The 19508-nt window shown below is 70.7% G+C and carries 15 protein-coding genes; 10 read left to right on the top strand and 5 right to left on the bottom strand.

All coding sequences use genetic code 11. The annotated features are described in order from the left end of the window. Window positions 1-59 precede the first annotated feature (59 nt). Complete coding sequence (locus ACFWM7_RS13155) at window positions 60-659, bottom strand: TetR family transcriptional regulator (RefSeq protein WP_383259372.1); 600 nt, start codon at window positions 657-659, stop codon at window positions 60-62. A 213-nt stretch (window positions 660-872) separates the two neighbouring features. Between ACFWM7_RS13155 and ACFWM7_RS13150 the strand changes: the two genes are divergently transcribed. Together ACFWM7_RS13150 and ACFWM7_RS13145 are read left to right on the top strand one after the other, a co-directional pair. Beyond that, window positions 873-2372 carry an MDR family MFS transporter gene (locus tag ACFWM7_RS13150; RefSeq protein WP_383259406.1) on the top strand — a complete coding sequence of 500 codons (1500 nt, stop codon included), beginning with the start codon at window positions 873-875 and terminating at the stop codon, window positions 2370-2372. A 262-nt stretch (window positions 2373-2634) separates the two neighbouring features. Continuing rightward, window positions 2635-3426 (top strand): putative protein N(5)-glutamine methyltransferase, encoded by a 792-nt coding sequence (locus ACFWM7_RS13145; RefSeq protein ID WP_383259369.1) that lies wholly within the window; start codon window positions 2635-2637, stop codon window positions 3424-3426. On the opposite strand, the gene ACFWM7_RS13140 is transcribed toward ACFWM7_RS13145, so the two are convergent. Beyond that, window positions 3419-3940 (bottom strand): pyridoxamine 5'-phosphate oxidase family protein, encoded by a 522-nt coding sequence (locus ACFWM7_RS13140; protein ID WP_383259366.1) that lies wholly within the window; start codon window positions 3938-3940, stop codon window positions 3419-3421. The genes ACFWM7_RS13145 and ACFWM7_RS13140 overlap by 8 nt on opposite strands. Window positions 3941-4122: 182 nt before the next feature. Between ACFWM7_RS13140 and ACFWM7_RS13135 the strand changes: the two genes are divergently transcribed. Together ACFWM7_RS13135 and ACFWM7_RS13130 are read left to right on the top strand one after the other, a co-directional pair. Beyond that, the gene (locus ACFWM7_RS13135) at window positions 4123-7119 is read left to right on the top strand and encodes a bifunctional [glutamine synthetase] adenylyltransferase/[glutamine synthetase]-adenylyl-L-tyrosine phosphorylase (RefSeq protein ID WP_383259363.1); all 2997 of its coding nucleotides are present in this window, start codon (window positions 4123-4125) and stop codon (window positions 7117-7119) included. Window positions 7120-7208: 89 nt separating this feature from the next. Continuing rightward, window positions 7209-7523: a hypothetical protein gene (locus tag ACFWM7_RS13130; protein WP_383259360.1), complete on the top strand. Its 315-nt coding sequence runs from the start codon at window positions 7209-7211 to the stop codon at window positions 7521-7523. A 58-nt stretch (window positions 7524-7581) separates the two neighbouring features. Here ACFWM7_RS13130 and ACFWM7_RS13125 read toward each other — a convergent pair whose 3' ends face one another. From ACFWM7_RS13125 to ACFWM7_RS13115, 3 genes are all read right to left on the bottom strand, one after another. Further along, window positions 7582-8502, bottom strand: coding sequence for a hypothetical protein (locus ACFWM7_RS13125; protein ID WP_383259357.1), 921 nt, complete (start codon window positions 8500-8502; stop codon window positions 7582-7584). 259 nt (window positions 8503-8761) lie between these two features. Next, window positions 8762-9826, bottom strand: coding sequence for a phosphatase PAP2 family protein (locus ACFWM7_RS13120; RefSeq protein WP_383259355.1), 1065 nt, complete (start codon window positions 9824-9826; stop codon window positions 8762-8764). Window positions 9827-9902: 76 nt separating this feature from the next. Next, window positions 9903-10946: a LacI family DNA-binding transcriptional regulator gene (locus ACFWM7_RS13115; RefSeq protein ID WP_383259353.1), complete on the bottom strand. Its 1044-nt coding sequence runs from the start codon at window positions 10944-10946 to the stop codon at window positions 9903-9905. Window positions 10947-11292: 346 nt separating this feature from the next. Between ACFWM7_RS13115 and ACFWM7_RS13110 the strand changes: the two genes are divergently transcribed. The 6 genes from ACFWM7_RS13110 to ACFWM7_RS13085 all read left to right on the top strand — a co-directional run bounded on the left by ACFWM7_RS13110 (window position 11293) and on the right by ACFWM7_RS13085 (window position 19488). Beyond that, window positions 11293-12561 carry an extracellular solute-binding protein gene (locus tag ACFWM7_RS13110; RefSeq protein WP_383259350.1) on the top strand — a complete coding sequence of 423 codons (1269 nt, stop codon included), beginning with the start codon at window positions 11293-11295 and terminating at the stop codon, window positions 12559-12561. A gap of 19 nt (window positions 12562-12580) precedes the next feature. Then, on the top strand, window positions 12581-13603 hold the full coding sequence (locus tag ACFWM7_RS13105) for a carbohydrate ABC transporter permease (RefSeq protein WP_383259347.1): 1023 nt from the start codon (window positions 12581-12583) through the stop codon (window positions 13601-13603). Continuing rightward, window positions 13600-14478, top strand: a complete 879-nt coding sequence (locus ACFWM7_RS13100; RefSeq protein WP_383259344.1) for a sugar ABC transporter permease — start codon at window positions 13600-13602, stop codon at window positions 14476-14478. Before ACFWM7_RS13105 ends, ACFWM7_RS13100 begins: the two co-directional genes overlap by 4 nt. A gap of 112 nt (window positions 14479-14590) precedes the next feature. Further along, window positions 14591-16267 (top strand): glycoside hydrolase family 13 protein, encoded by a 1677-nt coding sequence (locus ACFWM7_RS13095; RefSeq protein ID WP_383259342.1) that lies wholly within the window; start codon window positions 14591-14593, stop codon window positions 16265-16267. Next, window positions 16252-17307 carry a LacI family DNA-binding transcriptional regulator gene (locus ACFWM7_RS13090; protein ID WP_383259337.1) on the top strand — a complete coding sequence of 352 codons (1056 nt, stop codon included), beginning with the start codon at window positions 16252-16254 and terminating at the stop codon, window positions 17305-17307. Before ACFWM7_RS13095 ends, ACFWM7_RS13090 begins: the two co-directional genes overlap by 16 nt. Before the next feature lie 447 nt (window positions 17308-17754). After that, window positions 17755-19488, top strand: a complete 1734-nt coding sequence (locus ACFWM7_RS13085) for a carbohydrate-binding module family 20 domain-containing protein (protein ID WP_383259330.1) — start codon at window positions 17755-17757, stop codon at window positions 19486-19488. Window positions 19489-19508: the final 20 nt, after the last annotated feature.

Here is a 19508-nt window from a genome sequence, read left to right as displayed (position 1 = left end):
GCGGGAGGCGAGGGAGGTTCGGTGAACTGAGCCGTGAGGGAAGGCCCAAGCCCCCACCCTCACACGAACCCCCGCCCCATCTCGTCCAGGATCTCGTCGATCACCGCCGCCGGCTCCCGCGCCAGGTCCTCCTCGATCCACATGCGCATCGCGATCCGGAGCGAGGCGAGGAAGCCCGCCGCCAGGACGATCGGGCGGACGGGGGTGGGCGACGGGCCGGGGCGGGCCGCCACCGCATCGGCCAGGTCGCGTTCCAGGGTGGCGTGGTTGGCCAACTGGCGGGCCAGCAGCGAGGGGTGACGCATCGCCAGGCGGGTGCGTACCGCCCACTCGCGCTCCGGGGGTGCCACGCGGTCCGCGAACTGCGCCACCGCCGCGCGCAGCGCCGGCCAGGCGGGTTCGTCGGCGGGGCGGTCGCGCACCGTGCGGACCAGGGCCCTGATCTGCTGCTCCTCGCCGTAGAGGAGGGCGTCCTCCTTGTTGGTGAAGTAGTTGGAGAACGTTCTGCGGGAGATCCCGGCCGCGTCCGCCACCGCCTCGACCGTCACCTGGTCGAAGCCGTGCTCCACCGTCAGGCGGAGGGTCGCCTCGTGCACGGCCTGCCGGGTGGCTTCCTTCTTGCGTTCCCGGAGGCCCGGTCCCGCGGTGCTGCTGTCCATGGGGGCATTATCCCCCGGGTGTGAAGTTCTTGCGCAGTGGGCAAAATTGCCCAGTGTGCATGTATGGTGAAGCCTTCTCCCTCCCGTACCGGCGCGCGCGGACAACCCGTGAGACCGCCTCGTACGGGCCTCTCGTACGAACTTTTCCGGAGGTTGCGCGTGAGCGCAGCAGACACCGCCGAAGCCCCGGCCGGGGCCCCCGCCGCCGCACCCATGGACCACCGTCACGTCCTGCGGGCCCTCAGTGGCCTGCTCATCGTGCTGTTCGTCGCGATGATCAGCACCACCGTGGTCTCGGTCGCGCTCCCGCAGATCATCGGGTCGCTCGACGGCACGCAGTCGCAGTACACCTGGGTCGTCACCGCGACCCTGCTCGCCTCCACGGCCTCCACTCCGATCTGGGGCAAGCTCGCCGACCTGTTCAGCAAGAAGTTCCTGCTCCAGATAGCCATCGGCATCTTCGTCGTTGCGTCGGTCGCTTGTGGGTTTGCCCAGTCCACCGAGCAACTCATCGCCTTCCGCGCCGTTCAGGGGCTCGGCATGGGCGCGCTTCAGGTGCTCGTCCAGGTGATCATCGCCGCGATGATCAGCCCGAAGGAACGCGGCCGCTACAACGGCTACCTCGGCGGCGTCATGGCCGTCGCCACCGTCGGCGGGCCGCTGCTCGGCGGGTTCATCACCGACGCCTCCTGGCTCGGCTGGCGCTGGTGCTTCTTCATCGCCGTGCCCTTCACCCTCCTCGCCTCCGTGATGCTCGCCCGCACCCTGCACCTCGCCGAGGTCCGCCGCCCCGACACCAAGGTCGACTACCTCGGGGCCTCGCTCATCGCCGCCGGGGTCAGCCTGCTGCTCCTCTGGGTCACCTTCGTCGGCGACGACTTCGACTGGGTCTCCTGGCAGAGCGGGCTGATGGTCGGCGGGAGTGTGATCATCCTGGGGGCGGCCGTCCTCGTGGAGGCCCGGGTCAAGGAGCCCGTCGTCCCGCTCCACGTCATCCGCCGCCGCGACCCCGCCCTCGCCATCGTCGCCAGCCTCGCGGTCGGCATGGCCATGTTCGGCGGCGCGGTCTTCCTCGGGCAGTACTTCCAGATCGGACGCGGCTACTCGCCGACCGAGGCCGGGCTCCTCACCATTCCGCTCATGGCCGGCGTCCTCGTCTCCTCCACCGTCGCCGGACGCCTGGTCTCCAAGACCGGCAAGGTCAAACCGTTCATCGTCGCCGGTGTCGTCGTCCTCGCCCTCGGCTTCCTCGGGCTGTCCTTCGTCGACCACGAGACCTCGCTCGTGATGGTGTCGCTGGGGATGCTCGGTGTGGGTGTCGGAGTCGGTATGTCGATGCAGAACCTGGTGCTCGTCCTCCAGAACACCGTGCCGCTCAGCGAGATCGGCGCGGCCAGCGGAGCCATCACCTTCTTCCGCTCCCTCGGCGGCACCATGGGCGTCTCCGTCCTCGGCGCGGTCCTCGCCCACCAGGTGTCCACGAAGATCGCGGACGGGCTGGCGAAGCTCGGCATCGATCCCGCCGCCTCCGGCTCCGGCGGCTCCACCCTCAACGTCGCCGCCATGCCGCCCCAGGTCCAGGACGTCGTCCGGGCCGCGTACGGGGACGCCACCGGCCACATCTTCCTCATCTCGGCCGGGATCGCCGTGGTCGGTGTCGTCGCGTCGCTGTTCCTGACGCCGACGAAGTTGCGGGACAGCGTGGATCTCTGAGCCGCCCTACGGCCCGTACAGCCCGCTTCCGCGCCCCGCACGGGTGCGGAAGCGGGCTGTTGTACTGTTACGACCCCCGTACGCCACGGGGAACGAGGAGACCGACCGAGGAGGTGAGACCCATTACCGCTGGATCAGGCTGGGTGCTCACCCCGCGCGATCACGTCGGACGACCGGCAGCACCGGCAGCAGCCGAAGCTGACCGGACGGCCTAGGACGAATCGCCGAGCGCCCGTCGGTTTTCCCGAAAGGCTTCGCTCGTATGCCGGTTCACCCCATCAGCTCCCTCTCCACCACCGTTCTCGCCCTCCGCCGTGCCGGGTGCGTCTTCGCCGAGGACGAGGCCCTCCTCCTCCACGAGGCCGCCGCTTCCCCCGACGAGCTGTCCGTCCTCGTCGAGCGCCGCGCCGCCGGGCTGCCGCTCGAACACGTCCTGGGCTGGGCGGAGTTCCACGGCCGCCGTTACGCCGTGGACGCCGGTGTCTTCGTGCCCCGGCGGCGTACGGAGTTCCTCGTGGCGCAGGCCGCGGCCCTCGCACCCCGCCGGGCCGTCGTCGTCGACCTCTGCTGCGGTTCGGGTGCGCTCGGCGTCGCCCTCGCCACCGCCCTGGACCGGGTCGACCTGCACGCCTGCGACGTCGAACCCGCCGCCGTACGCTGCGCCCGGCGCAACGTCGGCGGCCTCGGGCAGGTCTACGAGGGCGACCTCTTCGACCCCCTCCCCGCCGCCCTGCGCGGCCGCGTCGACGTGCTCCTGGCCAACGTTCCGTACGTTCCGACCGCCGATGTCGAACTGCTCCCCGCCGAGGCCCGCGTCCACGAACCGCGCGTCGCCCTCGACGGCGGAGGCGACGGCCTCGACGTCATGCGCCGCGTCGCCGCCGAGGCGCCCGAGTGGCTCGCGCCCGGCGGCAGCCTGCTCGTGGAGGCGAGCGAGCGGCAGCGGGACACGGCGGTCGACGTCCTGGCCGCCGCCGGGCTGAGCCCCCGGGTCCTGGTCTCCGAAGAGCTGTACGCCACCGTCCTCGTCGGGACGGCCCGGCGGATCACGTGAAGCGGTAGCGCGTCTGGCTGTACGGCTCCCCCTTGCCGAAGCCGAACGCCGTACGGGGGTGGACCGCGAACACATGGGCGTGGCCTGCCCCCGCCTGGACGAAGCTCCCGTCCTCGACGTCGAAGTGCCAGTCGTCGCCGTACTTCGCCTCCCACTCCCGGGCCAGGGCGGTCAGCCGCTCGTGGTCCGTCACCCGGTCCGCCCGGCCCTCCACCACGACGTCGAAGCCGGCGTCCAGGGTGTTCGCACCCGTCGTCAGGACCACCTCGGGGTTGGCCGCCAGATTGCGCGCCTTGCGCTCCTGCGGGCCCGTACAGAAATGCAGGGCGCCCTGCGACCAGACGCCGATGAGCGGGGTGACGTGGGGGCGGCCGTCCGGGCGGACCGTGGAGAGCCAGTACAGCGGGGCGTCGGTCAGTACGGCGGCCGTCTCCGGCCAGGGGCGGGCCGTCGCGCCCTCGCTGCTGTAGCGGGCGTCCAGCTCGGTGGCCGGGGGCTGCTCGGTCGTGGACATCGTTCCTCCGGGGTGGTGTCGAACGGTGCTGTCGCGGGGTGCTGTCAGGTGTTTTCCCCGTGGGTGGACTCCGCCGCCGCCCCGAATTCATCGGTACGGGACTAGGCTCGGAGAGCTGTGACGCCGACAGGGAAGCGGCCGAGCAGTTACGCAGTTCGGTTCGGCTGGCAGGAGAGCACGGGATGACGACCGCGCCGGGGCGCAGAAGCAGTACGTTCACCAGGCTGCTGCGGCACGGATTCACCGACCCGTCCGCCGCCGAGCAGCTCCTCGACCTGGACGCGCTGGCCTCCGTACGGTCGGATCCGGTCCTCCTGGAGGCGCTCGGAGCCACCGCCGACCCGGATCTGGCCCTGCGCGGGCTGGTCCGGATCGTGGAGGCGGGGGAGGAGGGCGAGCGGCAGGTGCTGCTCGACACCCTCGTCACCGCCAAGCCCCTGCGCGACCGGCTCCTCGGGGTCCTCGGCGCCTCCGAGGCGCTCGGCGACCATCTGGCCCGGCACCCGCGTGACTGGCAGGCGCTCGTCACGTACGAGTCGGCCGACCTGAACCCCGGCGTCGCCGAGTTCGAGGGCGGGCTCGCCGACGCCGTCGACCCGGACTCGCTGCGGGTCGCCTACCGCCGGTGCCTGCTCACCCTCGCCGCCCGGGACGTGTGCGGGACGACCGACCTCGCCCAGACCGCCGCCGAGCTGGCCGACCTTGCCACCGCCACCCTCCGCGCCGCCCTCGCCATCGCCCGTACGGCCGCCCCCGAGGACGCCGCGCAGTGCCGTCTCGCCGTCGTCGCGATGGGCAAGTGCGGCGGGCGGGAGCTGAACTACGTCTCCGACGTCGACGTGATCTTCGTCGGGGAGGCGCGCGACGGGGTCGACGAGACCAAGGCCATGCAGGCCGCCACCCGGCTGGCCGCCCACATGATGCGGATCTGCTCCGAGACCACCGTCGAGGGCACCATCTGGGAGGTCGACGCCAACCTCCGCCCCGAGGGCCGTAACGGGCCGCTCGTGCGCACCCTCAGCTCCCACCTCGCCTACTACCAGCGCTGGGCCAAGACCTGGGAGTTCCAGGCCCTGTTGAAGGCGCGGGCCGTGGCCGGCGACCCCGAGCTGGGCGCCGAGTACGTCGAGGCGGTGTCGCCGCTCGTCTGGGGGGCCGCCGACCGGGAGAACTTCGTCCCCGACGTGCAGAAGATGCGCCGCCGGGTCGTCGACAACATCCCCGCCGACCGGATCGAGCGGGAGCTGAAGCTCGGTCCCGGCGGGCTGCGGGACGTCGAATTCGCCGTCCAGCTCCTCCAGTTGGTGCACGGGCGCAGCGACGCATCCCTGCACAGCGGCTCCACCCTCAAGGCGTTGCGGGCGCTCGCCGAGGGCGGGTACGTCGGCCGCGCGGACGCCGCCCAGCTGGACGAGGCGTATCGCTTCCTGCGCGCCATGGAGCACCGTATCCAGCTCTACCGGCTCCGCCGCACCCACCTGGTCCCCGAGGACGAGGCGGACCTGCGGCGGCTCGGCCGGTCGCTCGGGATGCGCACCGATCCGGTGGCCGAGCTGAACAAGGCCTGGCGGCGGCACGCCTCCGTCGTACGGCGGCTGCACGAGAAGATCTTCTACCGGCCGCTGCTGGACGCCGTCGCCCAGCTGGCCCCCGCCGAGTCCCGGCTCAGCGCGAAGGCCGCCGCGATCCGCCTGGAGGCCCTCGGGTACGCCGACCCGTCCGCCGCCCTGCGGCACCTGGAGGCCCTCTCCTCCGGGGTGACCCGCAAGGCCGCCATCCAGCGCACCCTGCTGCCGGTGCTGCTCGGCTGGTTCGCGGACTCCGCCGACCCGGACGCCGGGCTCCTCGGCTTCCGGAAGGTGTCCGACGCGCTCGGCAAGACCCCGTGGTACCTGCGGCTCCTGCGCGACGAGGGGGCGGCGGCGGAGAACCTCGCCCGGGTCCTCTCCGCCGGCCGCCTCGCCCCGGACCTGCTGATGCGGGCCCCGGAGGCGGTGGCGATCCTCGGCGACCCGGAAGGGCTCACGCCGCGCAGCCGGGGCCACCTGGAGCAGGAGGTGCTGGCCGCGGTGGGGCGGGCCGGGGACGCGGAGTCGGCCGTCGCGGTGGTGCGCGGGGTGCGCCGCCGGGAGCTGTTCCGTACGACGGCCGCCGACCTCATCGGCTCGTACGGCACCGAGGACAGCCCCGCCGAGCAGGACCACGGGGCCCTCGTCGACCGGGTCGGCTCGGCCGTCACCGACCTCAACGCCGCCACGATCGCGGGCGCGTTGCGGGCCGCGGTCCGCGCGCAGTGGGGCGACACCCTGCCGACCCGGTTCGCCGTCATCGGCATGGGCCGCTTCGGCGGGCACGAGCTGAGTTACGGCTCCGACGCGGACGTCCTCTTCGTCCATCAGCCGCGCGAGGGCGTGAGCGACGAGGAGGCGGGGCGGGCGGCCGGCGCGGTCGTCTCCGAGATGCGACGGCTCCTCCAACTGCCGACCGCCGACCCGCCGTTGCTCATCGACGCCGATCTGCGCCCCGAGGGCAAGACCGGGCCGATGGTGCGCACGCTGAAGTCGTACGGGGCCTACTACCGGCGCTGGTCGCTGGTCTGGGAGAGCCAGGCGCTGCTGCGGGCCGAACACATGGCGGGCGACGAGAAGTTGGGGCGCGAATTCATTGAGCTGGTCGATCCGCTGCGGTACCCGATGGAGGGGCTCGGCGAGGACGCCGTACGCGAGATCCGCCGGCTCAAGGCGCGGATGGAGTCCGAGCGGATGCCGCGCGGCGCGGACCCCACGCTCCACGCGAAGCTGGGGCGGGGCGGGTTGAGCGACGTCGAGTGGACCGTGCAGCTGATGCAGATGCAGCACGGGTGGGCGGAGCCGGGCCTGCGTACGACGCGTACGCGCGAGGCGCTGGCCGCCGCGTGCGCGGCCGACCTGATCCCGGCGGAGGACGCGCAGACGCTGGACGAGGCGTGGGTGCTGGCGGCGCGGGTGCGCAACGCGGTGATGCTGGTGCGGGGGCGGCCGGGCGACACGTTCCCGTCGGATCCGCGGGAGGTGGCCGCGGTGGGGCGGTATCTGGGGTACGAGCCGGGGCATGTCGGGGACATGTTGGACGACTACCGGCGGATCACTCGGCGGGCTCGGGCGGTGGTGGAGGAGCGGTTCTACGGGGCGGCGGGCTAGGGGGTGTCCGGTCGGCCCGCGGGGGCTCCTCGAGCTCGGCTCACGGGCGATACTGGTCGAGGTCGTTTCAAGGAAGCGGGGGAATCTCCATGCATCCCATGAAGGTGCTGTCCGGGATATTCGGTGCGCTCGGCCTGGTTTTTCTCCTCTTTGCGGCGTATCACCTGGCGATGTCCACAGGGCCGGTCACCTGTGGCGGCGACGCGATGGCTCCGACCGATCACTGCAATCTCATCGGGTCCAACGGCATCAGCACCACCATGAGCTACGCCGACATGGAACGGTCTCAGCGGAGCACGTTCGGATGGTGGTGGGCTCTCGGACTGTTCGGTATCTCGTCCGCGCTGTACGGCGTGGGGAGATTCATGGAATCGAGGAAGGGCCGGCAGACCGCCCAGGACTGAAGCGCGCCTGCACGTCTCGTCCGCGCCCGGCTGAAGGAACCCTGGCGCTCGGGCGGCGTCAGCCGTCGATGTCCATCGCGTCCGGATCGGCCTTCGCGGCGCTGGGGATCACCTTGATGACCTTGCCGTTCTTGTCGCACAGTTCCGCGCGCAGGATGTGGCCGGGCCGGATGCCCTTCCAGAAGATGACCTCCTGCTGCTGGACGAAGGACGTGGTGCCCAGCGTGTCCACGAGGTCGATGCCGCCGGGGGCGTTGATCACATAGCGGTAGCCGCTGCCGTCCGGCTGTCGCGCCCAGTCCGGTACGTACCCGCCGGGGGAGCGGGTGGTGCTGACGAACCCGGTCTTCTGCAGCAGCTTCTGGTAGTGCCGCAGACTCGCGGGAATCTTCTCGTTCCAGGGCGTGAATCCTTTGCCGAGGATCTGGTCCGGTGTCCTGCTGTCCCACCGGTACAGCAGTTCGTTGTCCTTGCGGTAGCGCAGCGGCGGGACATCGCGCCCCTGCTTGCGGTCCTCGCGCATCGACTTCACCTTGCCCGGGTCGATGCCGTACGTGCTCTCGCCGAAGCCCGCCGCCTCCTGCGGCGTCGGTGTGGTCTCCCGCAGGTGGTTCGCCCGTTCGCCCATGAACGTGCCGTAGTCGTACTCCGCCGCCTCGGAGTCGGTCCCGCCGTCCGACAGCTCCTCGGCGTCGGAGAAGTCCCGCTTGTCGATGTCCATGGGGGTGGCGTGCGGGCTACCCGCACGCTGCACGGTGGGCTGTGCGGCCGGCTGGTGGCCGCAGTCCTCGCTGTGCCGGTGCCGGTCCTGCCCGGCGGGCTGTCCCGCCCGCAGCATCTGGACCACGGCGGCGTTGCCCACGGCGCCCTGCTGGGCGAGGAACCGTTGCGGCGGGGTGCCGGCCCCGGCCGGGCCCCGGCGGGCCGGTCCCTGCGACGTCGCGGAGTCCGTCGTCTTGTCGTGGTCGTATGCGCGCAAGGGGGTCTCCTCGGTGACGAGACGTCCAGCTTTCCGGACCGGGCCCGTCCGGTCCAGAAGCGGACGGGCAGTCCACCGGTGCCCTACGGGCAGGCGTGCCTGAACGGAAAGGGTGGCGCGGGTGGTCCTGAAGCAGGTTGCGGAACGGCCCGGGGCAGGGCGTGGCGCGCAGGGCCGAAGGAGCAGCCCGCAAGGGTACGGAAACGGGGTGGGGGCGGACACGACGCCCGCCCCCACCCCGTGACTCGCCGTGCGAGGACTACGACCTGCGCGCCCCGGCCGCCTCCGGCTCGGGCTCCACCCCCGCCTCGGGCTCCACCCCCGCCTCGGGCTCCGCGTCCGCCCCGGCCTTCGCGTCCGCCCCGGCCTTCGCCTTCGGCTCCGGTTCGGACGCCGGGCGTGGCAGGCGGGCGGCGCGCAGTCCGGTCAGCCGGCCCTTCCTCGCCCCGGGCACCCACTTCGGCAAGTGGTGCGGCAGCGAGCCGTACCAGACGCGGGAGACCGCGTAACCGAACGCGAGGCAGGCCATGCCGCCCACCGCGTCCAGCCAGAAGTGGTTGGCGGTGGCCACGATGACGACCAGGGTGAGCGTCGGGTAGAGCAGCCCCAGGATGCGAGCCCACGGCGCCGAGGCCAGAGCGAAGATCGTCAGGCCGCACCAGAGGGACCAGCCGATGTGCATCGACGGCATCGCCGCGTACTGGTTCGACATGTTCTTGAAGTTGCCCGACGCCATCGAGCCCCACGTCTCATGGACGAGCACCGTGTCGATGAAGTTCGCCCCGTTCATCAGACGGGGTGGCGCCAGAGGGTAGAGGTAGTAGCCGAGCAGGGCCACGCCCGTCGTCGCGAAGAGGACCAGCCGGGTCGCCGCGTAACGGCCCGGATGGCGGCGGAACAGCCAGACGAGCACGCCGATGGTCACGACGAAATGCAGCGTCGCGTAGTAGTAGTTCATCGACACGATCAGCCATGTCACGGAATTGACCGCGTGATTGACCGATTCCTCGAAGGCGAGGCCCAGGGACTTCTCCGCCGACCAGATCCAGTCCGCGTTGGCCAGCGCCGCCGCCTTCTGCTCGGGGACGGCATTGCGCACGAGTGAGTACAGCCAGTAACTGACCGCGATGAGCAGGATCTCGAACCAGAGCCGGGGCCGGCCGGGCGTCCGCAGCGAGCGGATGCGGGCCTGCCAACCGGTCTTCCCGGAGGCCGGGGAAGGGGTGGACGACGCGGCGGCGGTCCCGGGGGCCGCCTCGGCCGCGATGGGTGAAGGACCGGCCGCCGACCGGCCTTCCTGTGCTGTCACCTGTGTTTCACCCATAGGCAGAGAGTCTTCCATAGAGCTTCCTCTGCCTACGATCATCCTCCGGTCGGGTTCCGGTCGCACGTCCTGCGTCTCAAGGACGAGGGACCGACCCTGAGCCGCCTGCGGGTCCGGCGGCCGTCGAGCCGCGTACCACCAGCTCGGGCATGAAGACGAACTCGCTGTGCGGAGCCGGGGTTCCGCCGATCTCCTCCAGGAGCGTACGGACCGCTGCCTGGCCCATCGCCGTCACCGGCTGCCGGATCGTCGTCAGCGGCGGATCCGTGAACGCTATGAGCGGCGAATCGTCGTAGCCGACCACGGAGAGGTCCCGGGGCACTTCCCTGGACTCCCGGCGCGCCGCCCGGATCGCCCCGAGCGCCATCATGTCGCTCGCGCACACGACCGCCGTGCAGCCGCGTTCCATCAGGGCGGTGGCGGCGGCCTGGCCGCCCTCCAGCGTGTACAGGGAGTGCTGGACCAGTTCCTCGATCTCTTCCTCGGCGAGGCCCAGCTGCTCCCGCATCGTCGCGTGGAAGCCCTCGATCTTGCGGAGCACCGGCACGAAGCGCTTGGGGCCGACCGCCAGGCCGATCCGGGTGTGGCCGAGCGCCACCAGATGTGTCACCGCCAGCCGCATCGCCGCCCGGTCGTCCGGGGAGATGAACGGCGCCTGCACCTTGGCGGAGAAGCCGTTCACCAGGACGAAGGGGACACCCTGGCCGCGCAGTTGCTCGTAGCGCTGCATGTCGGCCGAGGTGTCCGCGTGCAGCCCGGAGACGAAGATGATGCCCGAGACGCCCCGGTCCACCAGCATTTCGGTGAGTTCGTCCTCGGTGGAGCCGCCGGGGGTCTGGGTCGCCAGCACCGGGGTGTAGCCCTGCCGCGTCAGCGCCTGGCCGATGACCTGCGCCAGCGCCGGGAAGATCGGGTTCTCCAGCTCCGGGGTGATCAGTCCGACCAGCCCCGCGCTGCGCCTGCGCAGCCGCACCGGGCGTTCGTAGCCGAGGACGTCGAGCGCCGCGAGGACGGATTCGCGGGTGGCCGCCGCTACTCCGGGCTTGCCGTTCAGGACCCGGCTGACCGTCGCTTCGCTGACCCCCGCCTGAGTTGCGATATCGGCAAGCCGTGCGGTCATGGGATGCGACTGTACCGGGCCCGTGTCGGATTGCCCACTGTGCGTGGGGCCGTACGGGAAGGGGTTTCGAGCGGGCGTCCGGCAACGTCTTGCAAGGACTTGCGGGCCCGGATCGCGGACCGCTGTCGGATCGTCGCCCTGCGGATATGGCCAGGCCCGCCCACCCCTGCCAGGGGTGAGTGACGGTCGTCAAGGGGCTTGACGGCAACCTTGAGGACACGCGAATGTAACGATCACCAGGGCTTGCAGAAATCTTCCGCAAGGTCTTTCGGTCGTCTTTCATCCTTGTTACGTTCACGTCGACCCGGCGCCGCGACGGAGCGGTACGGCAGTTGAAGGAGTTCAGATGCGACGTGGCATAACGGCCACCGCCCTGGTCGCGGCCCTGGCGCTCGCGGCGACCGCCTGCGGCAGCGACGACGAGACCGGCAGCAAGAGCTCGGGCGAGCTCTCCGGCACGGTTACCTGGTGGGACACCTCCAGCGTCGGCAGCGAGGACAAGGTCTTCAAGAAGCTGGCCGAGGGCTTCGAGAAGAAGCACCCGAAGGTCGACGTCAAGTACGTCAACGTGCCCTTCGGCGAGGCGCAGAACAAGTTCAAGAACGCCGCCCAGGCCGGCGACGGCGCGCCCGACGTGATCCGCTCCGAGGTCGCCTGGACGCCGGACTTCGCCAACCTCGGCTACCTGGCGCCGCTGGACGGCACCGCCGCCCTGAAGAACCAGGACGACTTCCTCAAGCAGGCCGTCGCGTCCACCAAGTACGAGGACAAGACCTTCGCCGTCCCGCAGGTCATCGACTCCATGGGCGTCTTCTACAACAAGAAGATGTTCAAGGAGGCCGGCGTCGAGGCGCCCGCGAACCTGGACGACCTCAAGACCGTCGCCAAGAAGATCAAGGACAAGACCGGCAAGACCGGCCTCTACCTCCGCGGCGACGACCCGTACTACTTCCTCTCCTTCCTGTACGGCGAGGGCGGCGACATGGTCGACGCCGGCTCCAAGAGCGTCACCATCGACAAGCCCGAGGGCGTCAAGGCGTTCAAGGCGGTCAAGGAACTGGTCGACGACGGCACCGCGAAGACGGATGCCTCGGACGGCTGGGAGAACATGATGCAGGCGTTCAAGAACGGCGACGTCGCGATGATGATCAACGGCCCCTGGGCCGTCGCCGACACCCTGACCGGAAGCGAGTTCACGGACAAGGGCAACCTGGGCGTCGCCCCGGTCCCGGCCGGCTCCGCCGCCCAGGGCGCCCCGCAGGGCGGCCACAACCTCGCCGTCTACGCGGGCTCCAAGAACCTGGAGGCCTCCTACGCCTTCGTCGAGTACATGACGTCCGTGGACAGCCAGGCCACCGCCGCCGGCGAGCTGAACCTGCTGCCCACCCGCACCTCCGCGTACGCCAAGAAGGAAGCGGTCGACAGCGAGATCGTCGGCTTCTTCAAGCCGGTCGTCGAGACCGCCGTCGAGCGCCCCTGGATCCCCGAGGGCGGCAGCCTCTTCGAGCCGCTGCGCGTCGAGTACACCAAGGTCCTCACCGGCCAGACCACGCCGGAGAAGGCCGCCAAGGCCACCGGTGACTCCTACCGCAAGCTCCTCGAGGGCTGGAAGTAACAGGAAGGTTGGCCGACTGATGGCTGTCCACACCAGCCAGTCGGTGGTGAAGGCCGCGGGCGAGCACACCGCCCGCGGCCGGAGCCGCGGTACTGGCAGCACCCCACCGCCGACCCCCGGCCGCCTGCGGCGGGCGCTGTCGGTCCACTGGTACGCCTGGGCCATGGTCGCCCCGGTCGTCGTCGTGATCGGCGTGATCATCGGCTATCCGCTGGTCCGCGGCATCTACCTCTCGATGACCGACGCCGACGAGCGCAACGTCGCCCGCTCCATCGGGGTCAACGAGATCCCCGCCACCTACGAGTTCGTCGGCGCCGACAACTACGTCGACGCGCTGACCGGCTCGCAGTTCCTCGGCACGCTCGGCTGGACACTGGTGTGGACGGTCTCCTGCGTGAGCATCACGTTCGTCCTCGGCATGTCCCTGGCGAACATCCTCAACCGCCGTATCGCCGGACGCTCCGCCTACCGCATGGCCCTCATCCTGCCCTGGGCCATCCCCGGCTTCGTCTCCGTCTTCGCCTGGCGCTTCCTCTACAACGAGGAGCGCGGCCTGCTCAACAAGGTCCTCGGCGGCGCCGGCATCGACGCCGTCCCGTGGCTGAACGACCCGACCTGGGCCAAGTTCGCGGTCATCGCCGTCAACGTCTGGCTCGGCATCCCGTTCATGATGGTCGCCCTTCTCGGCGGACTCCAGTCCATCCCCTCCGAGCAGTACGAGGCGGCCGAGATGGACGGCGCGACCGCCTGGCAGCGCTTCCGCCACATCACGCTGCCCGGACTGCGCCCGGTCTCCACCACGGTGGTCCTGCTCTCCACCATCTGGACCTTCAACATGTTCCCGGTGATCTTCCTGCTGACCCGCGGCGGACCCGGTGAGGCGACCCAGATCCTGGTGACCCAGGCGTACAAGTTCTCCTTCGAGATCAGCCCGCGCGACTACGCGCAGTCCTCCACGTGGGGTGTGCTGATCCTCGTCCTCCTGATGGTCTTCGCCGTCGTCTACCGGCGGGTCCTGCGCTCCCAGGGAGACAACTGGTGACCACCGTGACCGACACCCCCGCCCGGCACGCCGTGCGCAAGGTCCGCCTGCGCGGCGAGCGCTCCCCGCTCGCCTCCGTGGCCCTGCACCTCACCCTGATCGTCGCCTCGGTGATCGCGGTCTTCCCGGTGCTGTGGGTCCTGCTGACCTCGCTCAAGCCCGCCAAGTACGCGACCACCACGGACTTCTTCCGCGAGACGACGTTTCTCAACTACACGAACCTCATCCGCGACACCGAGTTCCTCAACTGGTTCGCCAACTCCGTCATCATCTCCGCGCTCTCCACGGTGATCGGCGTCTTCGTCGCCGCCACCACCGGATACGCCGTCAGCCGCTTCCGCTTCCCCGGCAAGCGCGGGCTGATGTGGACGCTGCTGATCACCCAGATGTTCCCGGTCGCCGTCCTCATCGTGCCGATCTACAACATCATGTCGACCCTCGGGCTGCTCAACCAGCCCACCGGTCTCGTCATCACCTACCTCACCATCTCGGTGCCGTTCTGCGCCTGGATGATGAAGGGGTTCTTCGACACCATCCCGCGCGAGATCGACGAGTCGGGCGAGGTCGACGGCCTCACCCCGTTCGGCACCTTCTTCCGCCTCATCCTGCCGCTGGCCAAGCCGGGCCTCGCGGTCACCGCGTTCTACTCCTTCATCACCGCCTGGGGCGAAGTCGCCTACGCCTCCGCCTTCCTGGTCGGCGACGAGAACCTCACGCTGGCCGGCGGACTCCAGAAGTTCGTCAACCAGTACGGAGCCCAGTGGGGCCCGATGACCGCGGCCTCCGTCCTCATCGCCATCCCGGCCGCCCTGGTGTTCCTCTTCGCCCAGAAGCACCTGGTCACCGGCATGTCCGCCGGAGCCGTCAAGGGCTGACACCAGAAGGACGCCCAGCGCCCGCACGCACCACCGCACCCGTCACGGCGGCGCCGGAAACCCCCGACCCGGTCACCGGCGCCGCTCCCCACCCAGACACCCCAGGGACGACATGACCCAGCACCTCGCTGCCCCCTCCACCGGCACGTCCGACGACGCCCCGGGCCACCGCACCGGCTGGTGGCAGGACGCGGTGATCTACCAGGTCTATCCGCGGAGCTTCGCCGACGGCAACGGTGACGGCATGGGCGACCTCGCCGGCGTCACCGCCCGCCTGCCCCACCTCAAGGACCTGGGCGTCGACGCGGTGTGGCTCTCCCCCTTCTACGCCTCGCCGCAGGCCGACGCGGGCTACGACGTCTCCGACTACCGGGCCATCGACCCGATGTTCGGCAACCTGCTGGACGCCGACGCGCTGATCCGCGAGGCGCACGGTCTCGGTCTGCGCGTCATCGTCGACCTGGTCCCCAACCACTCCTCCGACCAGCACGAGTGGTTCAAGCGCGCCCTGGCCGAAGGCCCCGGCTCCGCCCTGCGCGAGCGCTACCACTTCCGTCCCGGCAAGGGCGCCGACGGCGAACTCCCGCCCAACGACTGGGAGTCCATCTTCGGCGGCCCCGCCTGGACCCGTACGGTCAACCCGGACGGCACCCTGGGCGACTGGTACCTCCACCTCTTCGCCCCCGAGCAGCCCGACTTCAACTGGGAACACCCGGCCGTCGCCGACGAGTTCCGCTCGATCCTGCGCTTCTGGCTCGACATGGGCGTCGACGGCTTCCGGGTCGACGTCGCCCACGGCCTCGTCAAGGCCGAGGGACTGCCCGACCTCGGGGCCCACGACCAGCTCAAGCTGCTCGGCAACGACGTCATGCCGTTCTTCGACCAGGACGGCGTGCACGCGATCTACCGCAGCTGGCGCACCATCCTCGACGAGTACCCCGGCGAGCGCATCGCCGTCGCCGAGGCCTGGACCCCGACCGTCGAGCGCACCGCCAACTACGTGCGCCCCGACGAGATGCACCAGGCGTTCAACTTCCAGTACCTCTCCACCGCCTGGGACGCCGCCGAGCTCCGCAAGGTCATCGACTCCTCGCTCGACGCCATGCGCCCGGTCGGCGCCCCCACCACCTGGGTGCTCTCCAACCACGACGTCACCCGGCACGCCACCCGCTTCGCCAACCCGGCGGGCCTCGGCACCCAGCTCCGCACCCCCGGCGACCGCGAGCTGGGCCTGCGCCGCGCCCGCGCCGCCTCCCTTCTGATGCTCGCTCTGCCCGGCTCCGCCTACGTCTACCAGGGCGAGGAGCTCGGCCTGCCCGACGTCACCGACCTGCCCGACGAGGCCCGCCAGGACCCCTCGTTCTTCCGTGCCGAGGGCCAGGACGGCTTCCGCGACGGCTGCCGTGTCCCGATCCCGTGGACCCGCGAGGGCACGTCGTACGGCTTCGGCGACGGCGGCAGCTGGCTCCCGCAGCCCGCCGGCTGGGGCGAGCTGTCCGTCGAGGCGCAGACCGGCGTGGAGGGCTCCACCCTGGAGCTGTACCGGGCCGCCATCGCCGCCCGCCGCGACCACCCGGGCCTCGGCGCGGGCACGGACGTCGAATGGCTGGAAGGACCCGAAGGCGTCCTCGTCTTCGCCCGCCCCGGCTTCGTCTGCACGGTCAACACCACCGGCGCCCCCGTCCGGATCGCCGCCCGCGGCCGGGTGCTGCTCGCCAGCTCCCCGGTCACCGTGGACGGCGCCGAGGCCGAGGTGCCCGCCGACACCACGGTGTGGTGGACGGTGTGACACTGTCCGCGCCCAGGACCACGGCAGCGCCCCGCCTCTCCGACATCGCCGGACAGGCGGCGGTCAGCGAGGCGACGGTCAGCCGGGTCCTGAACGGGAAGCAGGGCGTCGCGGACTCCACGCGTCAGCGGGTGCTCGCGGCGCTCGACATCCTGGGCTACGAACGCCCCGTACGGCTGCGACAGCGCAGCGCCGGACTGATCGGCCTGGTGACGCCCGAACTCACCAACCCGATCTTCCCGGCGTTCGCGCAGTCCGTCGAACAGGTGCTGGCCGGGCACGGCTACACCCCCGTGCTCTGCACCCAACTGCCGGGCGGGGCAACGGAGGACGAACTCGTCGAGCAGCTCGTCGAGCGTGGCGTCGGCGGGATCGTCTTCCTGTCCGGGCTGCACGCGGACACCTCCGCCGACCCCGGCCGGTATGCCGCGCTCACCGAGCGCGGCGTGCCGTTCGTCCTGATCAACGGCTACAACGAGCGCATCAGCGCCCCGTTCGTCTCGCCCGATGACAACGCTGCCGTACGGATGGCTCTCCAGCACCTCGCCGACCTCGGCCACCGCCGGATCGGCCTTGCCATCGGCCCGCAGCGCTACGTCCCCTCCCGCCGCAAGCGCGACGGGTTCGTGGAGGCGGCGGTCTCGCTGCTCGGCATGGACCGCTCCGAGGCCGAACTGCTCGTCTGCTCCACCCTGTTCAGCGTCGAGGGCGGCCAAGTGGCGGCGGGCGCCCTGCTGGACGCGGGGTGCACCGGCATCGTCTGCGGCAGCGACCTGATGGCGCTGGGCGTGGTCCGCGCGGCCCGGGGGAGGGGGCTCGACGTACCGCGCGACGTCTCGGTCGTCGGCTTCGACGACTCGCAGCTCATCGCGTTCACCGATCCGCCGCTGACCACGGTGCGCCAGCCCGTGCAGGCGATGGCGGCGGCCGCGGTGGGGGCGCTGCTGGAGGAGATCGGCGGGAGCCCGGTGCAGCGCACGGAGTACGTCTTCCAGCCGGAGCTGGTGGTACGGGGCTCGACGGCGGCGGTCCGCGCGTAGGGCGAGTCCGGCGGGGCCGCGGGACACGTACAGGAGAGGCACCAGGAGTCGGCCCAGGAAGGGCCGGCGGGGAGTTCTTGCGACTCCGGGTGCCTCTCTCTGTCGTGACCGGCCCGGCCGGCCGGGCGCGTGGAGTCCGGAACCCCTCCGTGCGGACGGGCCCGGAACCCTCGGCCGACCGGGCCGGAGTCGAAGGCAACGTAACAGGCCCGCAATCTTTTGCGAAAGACCTTGCAACGAGAAACCGCGAAGAAAAATGGCTTGTTTCGTGGATGTGAGCGCAGGGTGTCCAAAGGGTTGACCGGTGCCTGGCGGCCTCGTACGGTCTGGTCCGCAGCAAGGTTTGCATTCTTGCAGCAAGAACCTTCAGGAGCCTTGAGGGCATGGCGCGTTGCCGACTGAGGCTGCACCGTCACCCGCGTTTCCCCCACCCGCAGGAGGAAAGACATGGCACGCAGACCACTGTCTGCCGCGCTCGCCCTCGTGGCCGGCGCCGCCGCCCTCGTCGTCCCCACCGGATTCGGCGCCGCGTCCCCCGCGCAGGCCGCCGCTCCGGGCGACAAGGACGTCACCGCCGTGATGTTCGAGTGGAAGTTCGCCTCCATAGCCAAGGCCTGCACGGACACCCTCGGTCCGGCGGGCTACGGCTACGTCCAGGTATCGCCGCCCCAGGAGCACATCCAGGGCGGCCAGTGGTGGACCTCCTACCAGCCCGTCAGCTACAAGATCGCCGGCCGGCTCGGTGACCGGGCCGCCTTCTCCGCCATGGTCAACACGTGTCACTCGGCGGGCGTGAAGGTCGTCGCGGACTCCGTCATCAACCACATGGCGGCGGGCAACGGCACCGGCACGGGCGGCTCCGCGTACACCAAGTACGACTACCCGGGCCTCTACTCCGGCAGCGACCTGGACGACTGCCGGTCCCAGATCAGCAACTACAACGACCGCGGCAACGTCCAGAACTGCGAGCTGGTCGGCCTCGCCGACCTGGACACCGGCGAGGACTACGTACGCGGCAAGATCGCCGGGTACCTCAACGACCTGCTCTCGCTCGGCGTGGACGGCTTCCGTATCGACGCGGCGAAGCACATGCCCGCCGCCGACCTGGCCAACATCAAGTCCCGGCTGACCAACCCGAACGTCTACTGGAAGCACGAGGCGATCTACGGGGCCGGCGAGGCCGTCTCGCCGTCCGAGTACCTCGGCTCCGGGGACGTCCAGGAGTTCCGTTACGGGCGGAGCCTCAAGCAGGTCTTCCTCAACGAGAACCTGGCCCACCTGAAGAACTTCGGTGAGGGCTGGGGCTTCATGGAGTCCGGCAAGTCCGGTGTCTTCGTCGACAACCACGACACCGAGCGGGGCGGCGACACCCTCAACTACAAGAACGGCTCCGCCTACACGCTCGCCAACGTCTTCATGCTGGCCTACCCCTACGGCTCCCCGGACGTCCACTCCGGCTACGAGTTCAGCGACCACGACGCCGGTCCGCCCGGCGGCGGCCAGGTCAACGCCTGCTACAGCGACGGCTGGAAGTGCCAGCACGCCTGGCGCGAGATCTCCTCCATGGTCGGCTTCCGCAACGCGGCACGCGGCCAGTCCGTCACCAACTGGTGGGACAACGGAGGCGACCAGATCGCCTTCGGCCGGGGCAGCAAGGCGTACGTCGCCATCAACCACGAGGGCTCCGCACTGAACCGGACCTTCCAGACCTCGCTGCCCGCCGGCGACTACTGCGACGTCCAGTCCGGCAAGGGCGTCACCGTCAACGGCTCCGGCCAGTTCACCGCCACCGTCCCGGCCGGCACCGCCGTCGCCCTGCACGCAGGCGCCCGTACGTGCTCCGGGGGCGGCGGCACGAACCCCGACCCGGGCCCCGGCAACGGCTCCTCCGGCGCGTCCTTCGGCGTCAACGCCACCACCCAGCCCGGCCAGAACATCCACGTTACCGGCGACCCGGCGGCCCTCGGCAACTGGAACCCGGCGAACGCCCCCAAGCTCGACCCGGCCACGTACCCCGTCTGGAAGCTCGACGTGGCCCTGCCCGCCGGGACCACGTTCGCCTACAAGTACGTCCGCAGGGACGCGGCCGGCAACGTCACCTGGGAGAGCGGCGCCAACCGCACCGCCACCGTCCCGGCCTCCGGGAAGGTCACGCTGACCGCCGACGTCTGGCGCGGCTGAGCCGTACCCCTCTCCAACGG

It is taken from the genome of Streptomyces sp. NPDC058375, from assembly GCF_042723425.1.
Classification (GTDB): domain Bacteria; phylum Actinomycetota; class Actinomycetes; order Streptomycetales; family Streptomycetaceae; genus Streptomyces; species Streptomyces durocortorensis.
The sequence above is the reverse complement of the archived record's forward strand: the minus strand, read 5'-3'. Positions and strand labels throughout refer to the sequence as shown.

Coding starts and splice junctions, on each gene's coding strand:
- ACFWM7_RS13155 (WP_383259372.1), bottom strand. CDS start 659: ATGGACAGCAGCACCGCGGGACCGGGCCTCCGGGAACGCAAGAAGGAA.
- ACFWM7_RS13150 (WP_383259406.1), top strand. CDS start 873: ATGGACCACCGTCACGTCCTGCGGGCCCTCAGTGGCCTGCTCATCGTG.
- ACFWM7_RS13145 (WP_383259369.1), top strand. CDS start 2,635: ATGCCGGTTCACCCCATCAGCTCCCTCTCCACCACCGTTCTCGCCCTC.
- ACFWM7_RS13140 (WP_383259366.1), bottom strand. CDS start 3,940: ATGTCCACGACCGAGCAGCCCCCGGCCACCGAGCTGGACGCCCGCTAC.
- ACFWM7_RS13135 (WP_383259363.1), top strand. CDS start 4,123: ATGACGACCGCGCCGGGGCGCAGAAGCAGTACGTTCACCAGGCTGCTG.
- ACFWM7_RS13130 (WP_383259360.1), top strand. CDS start 7,209: ATGCATCCCATGAAGGTGCTGTCCGGGATATTCGGTGCGCTCGGCCTG.
- ACFWM7_RS13120 (WP_383259355.1), bottom strand. CDS start 9,826: ATGGGTGAAACACAGGTGACAGCACAGGAAGGCCGGTCGGCGGCCGGT.
- ACFWM7_RS13115 (WP_383259353.1), bottom strand. CDS start 10,946: ATGACCGCACGGCTTGCCGATATCGCAACTCAGGCGGGGGTCAGCGAA.
- ACFWM7_RS13110 (WP_383259350.1), top strand. CDS start 11,293: ATGCGACGTGGCATAACGGCCACCGCCCTGGTCGCGGCCCTGGCGCTC.
- ACFWM7_RS13105 (WP_383259347.1), top strand. CDS start 12,581: ATGGCTGTCCACACCAGCCAGTCGGTGGTGAAGGCCGCGGGCGAGCAC.
- ACFWM7_RS13095 (WP_383259342.1), top strand. CDS start 14,591: ATGACCCAGCACCTCGCTGCCCCCTCCACCGGCACGTCCGACGACGCC.
- ACFWM7_RS13085 (WP_383259330.1), top strand. CDS start 17,755: ATGGCACGCAGACCACTGTCTGCCGCGCTCGCCCTCGTGGCCGGCGCC.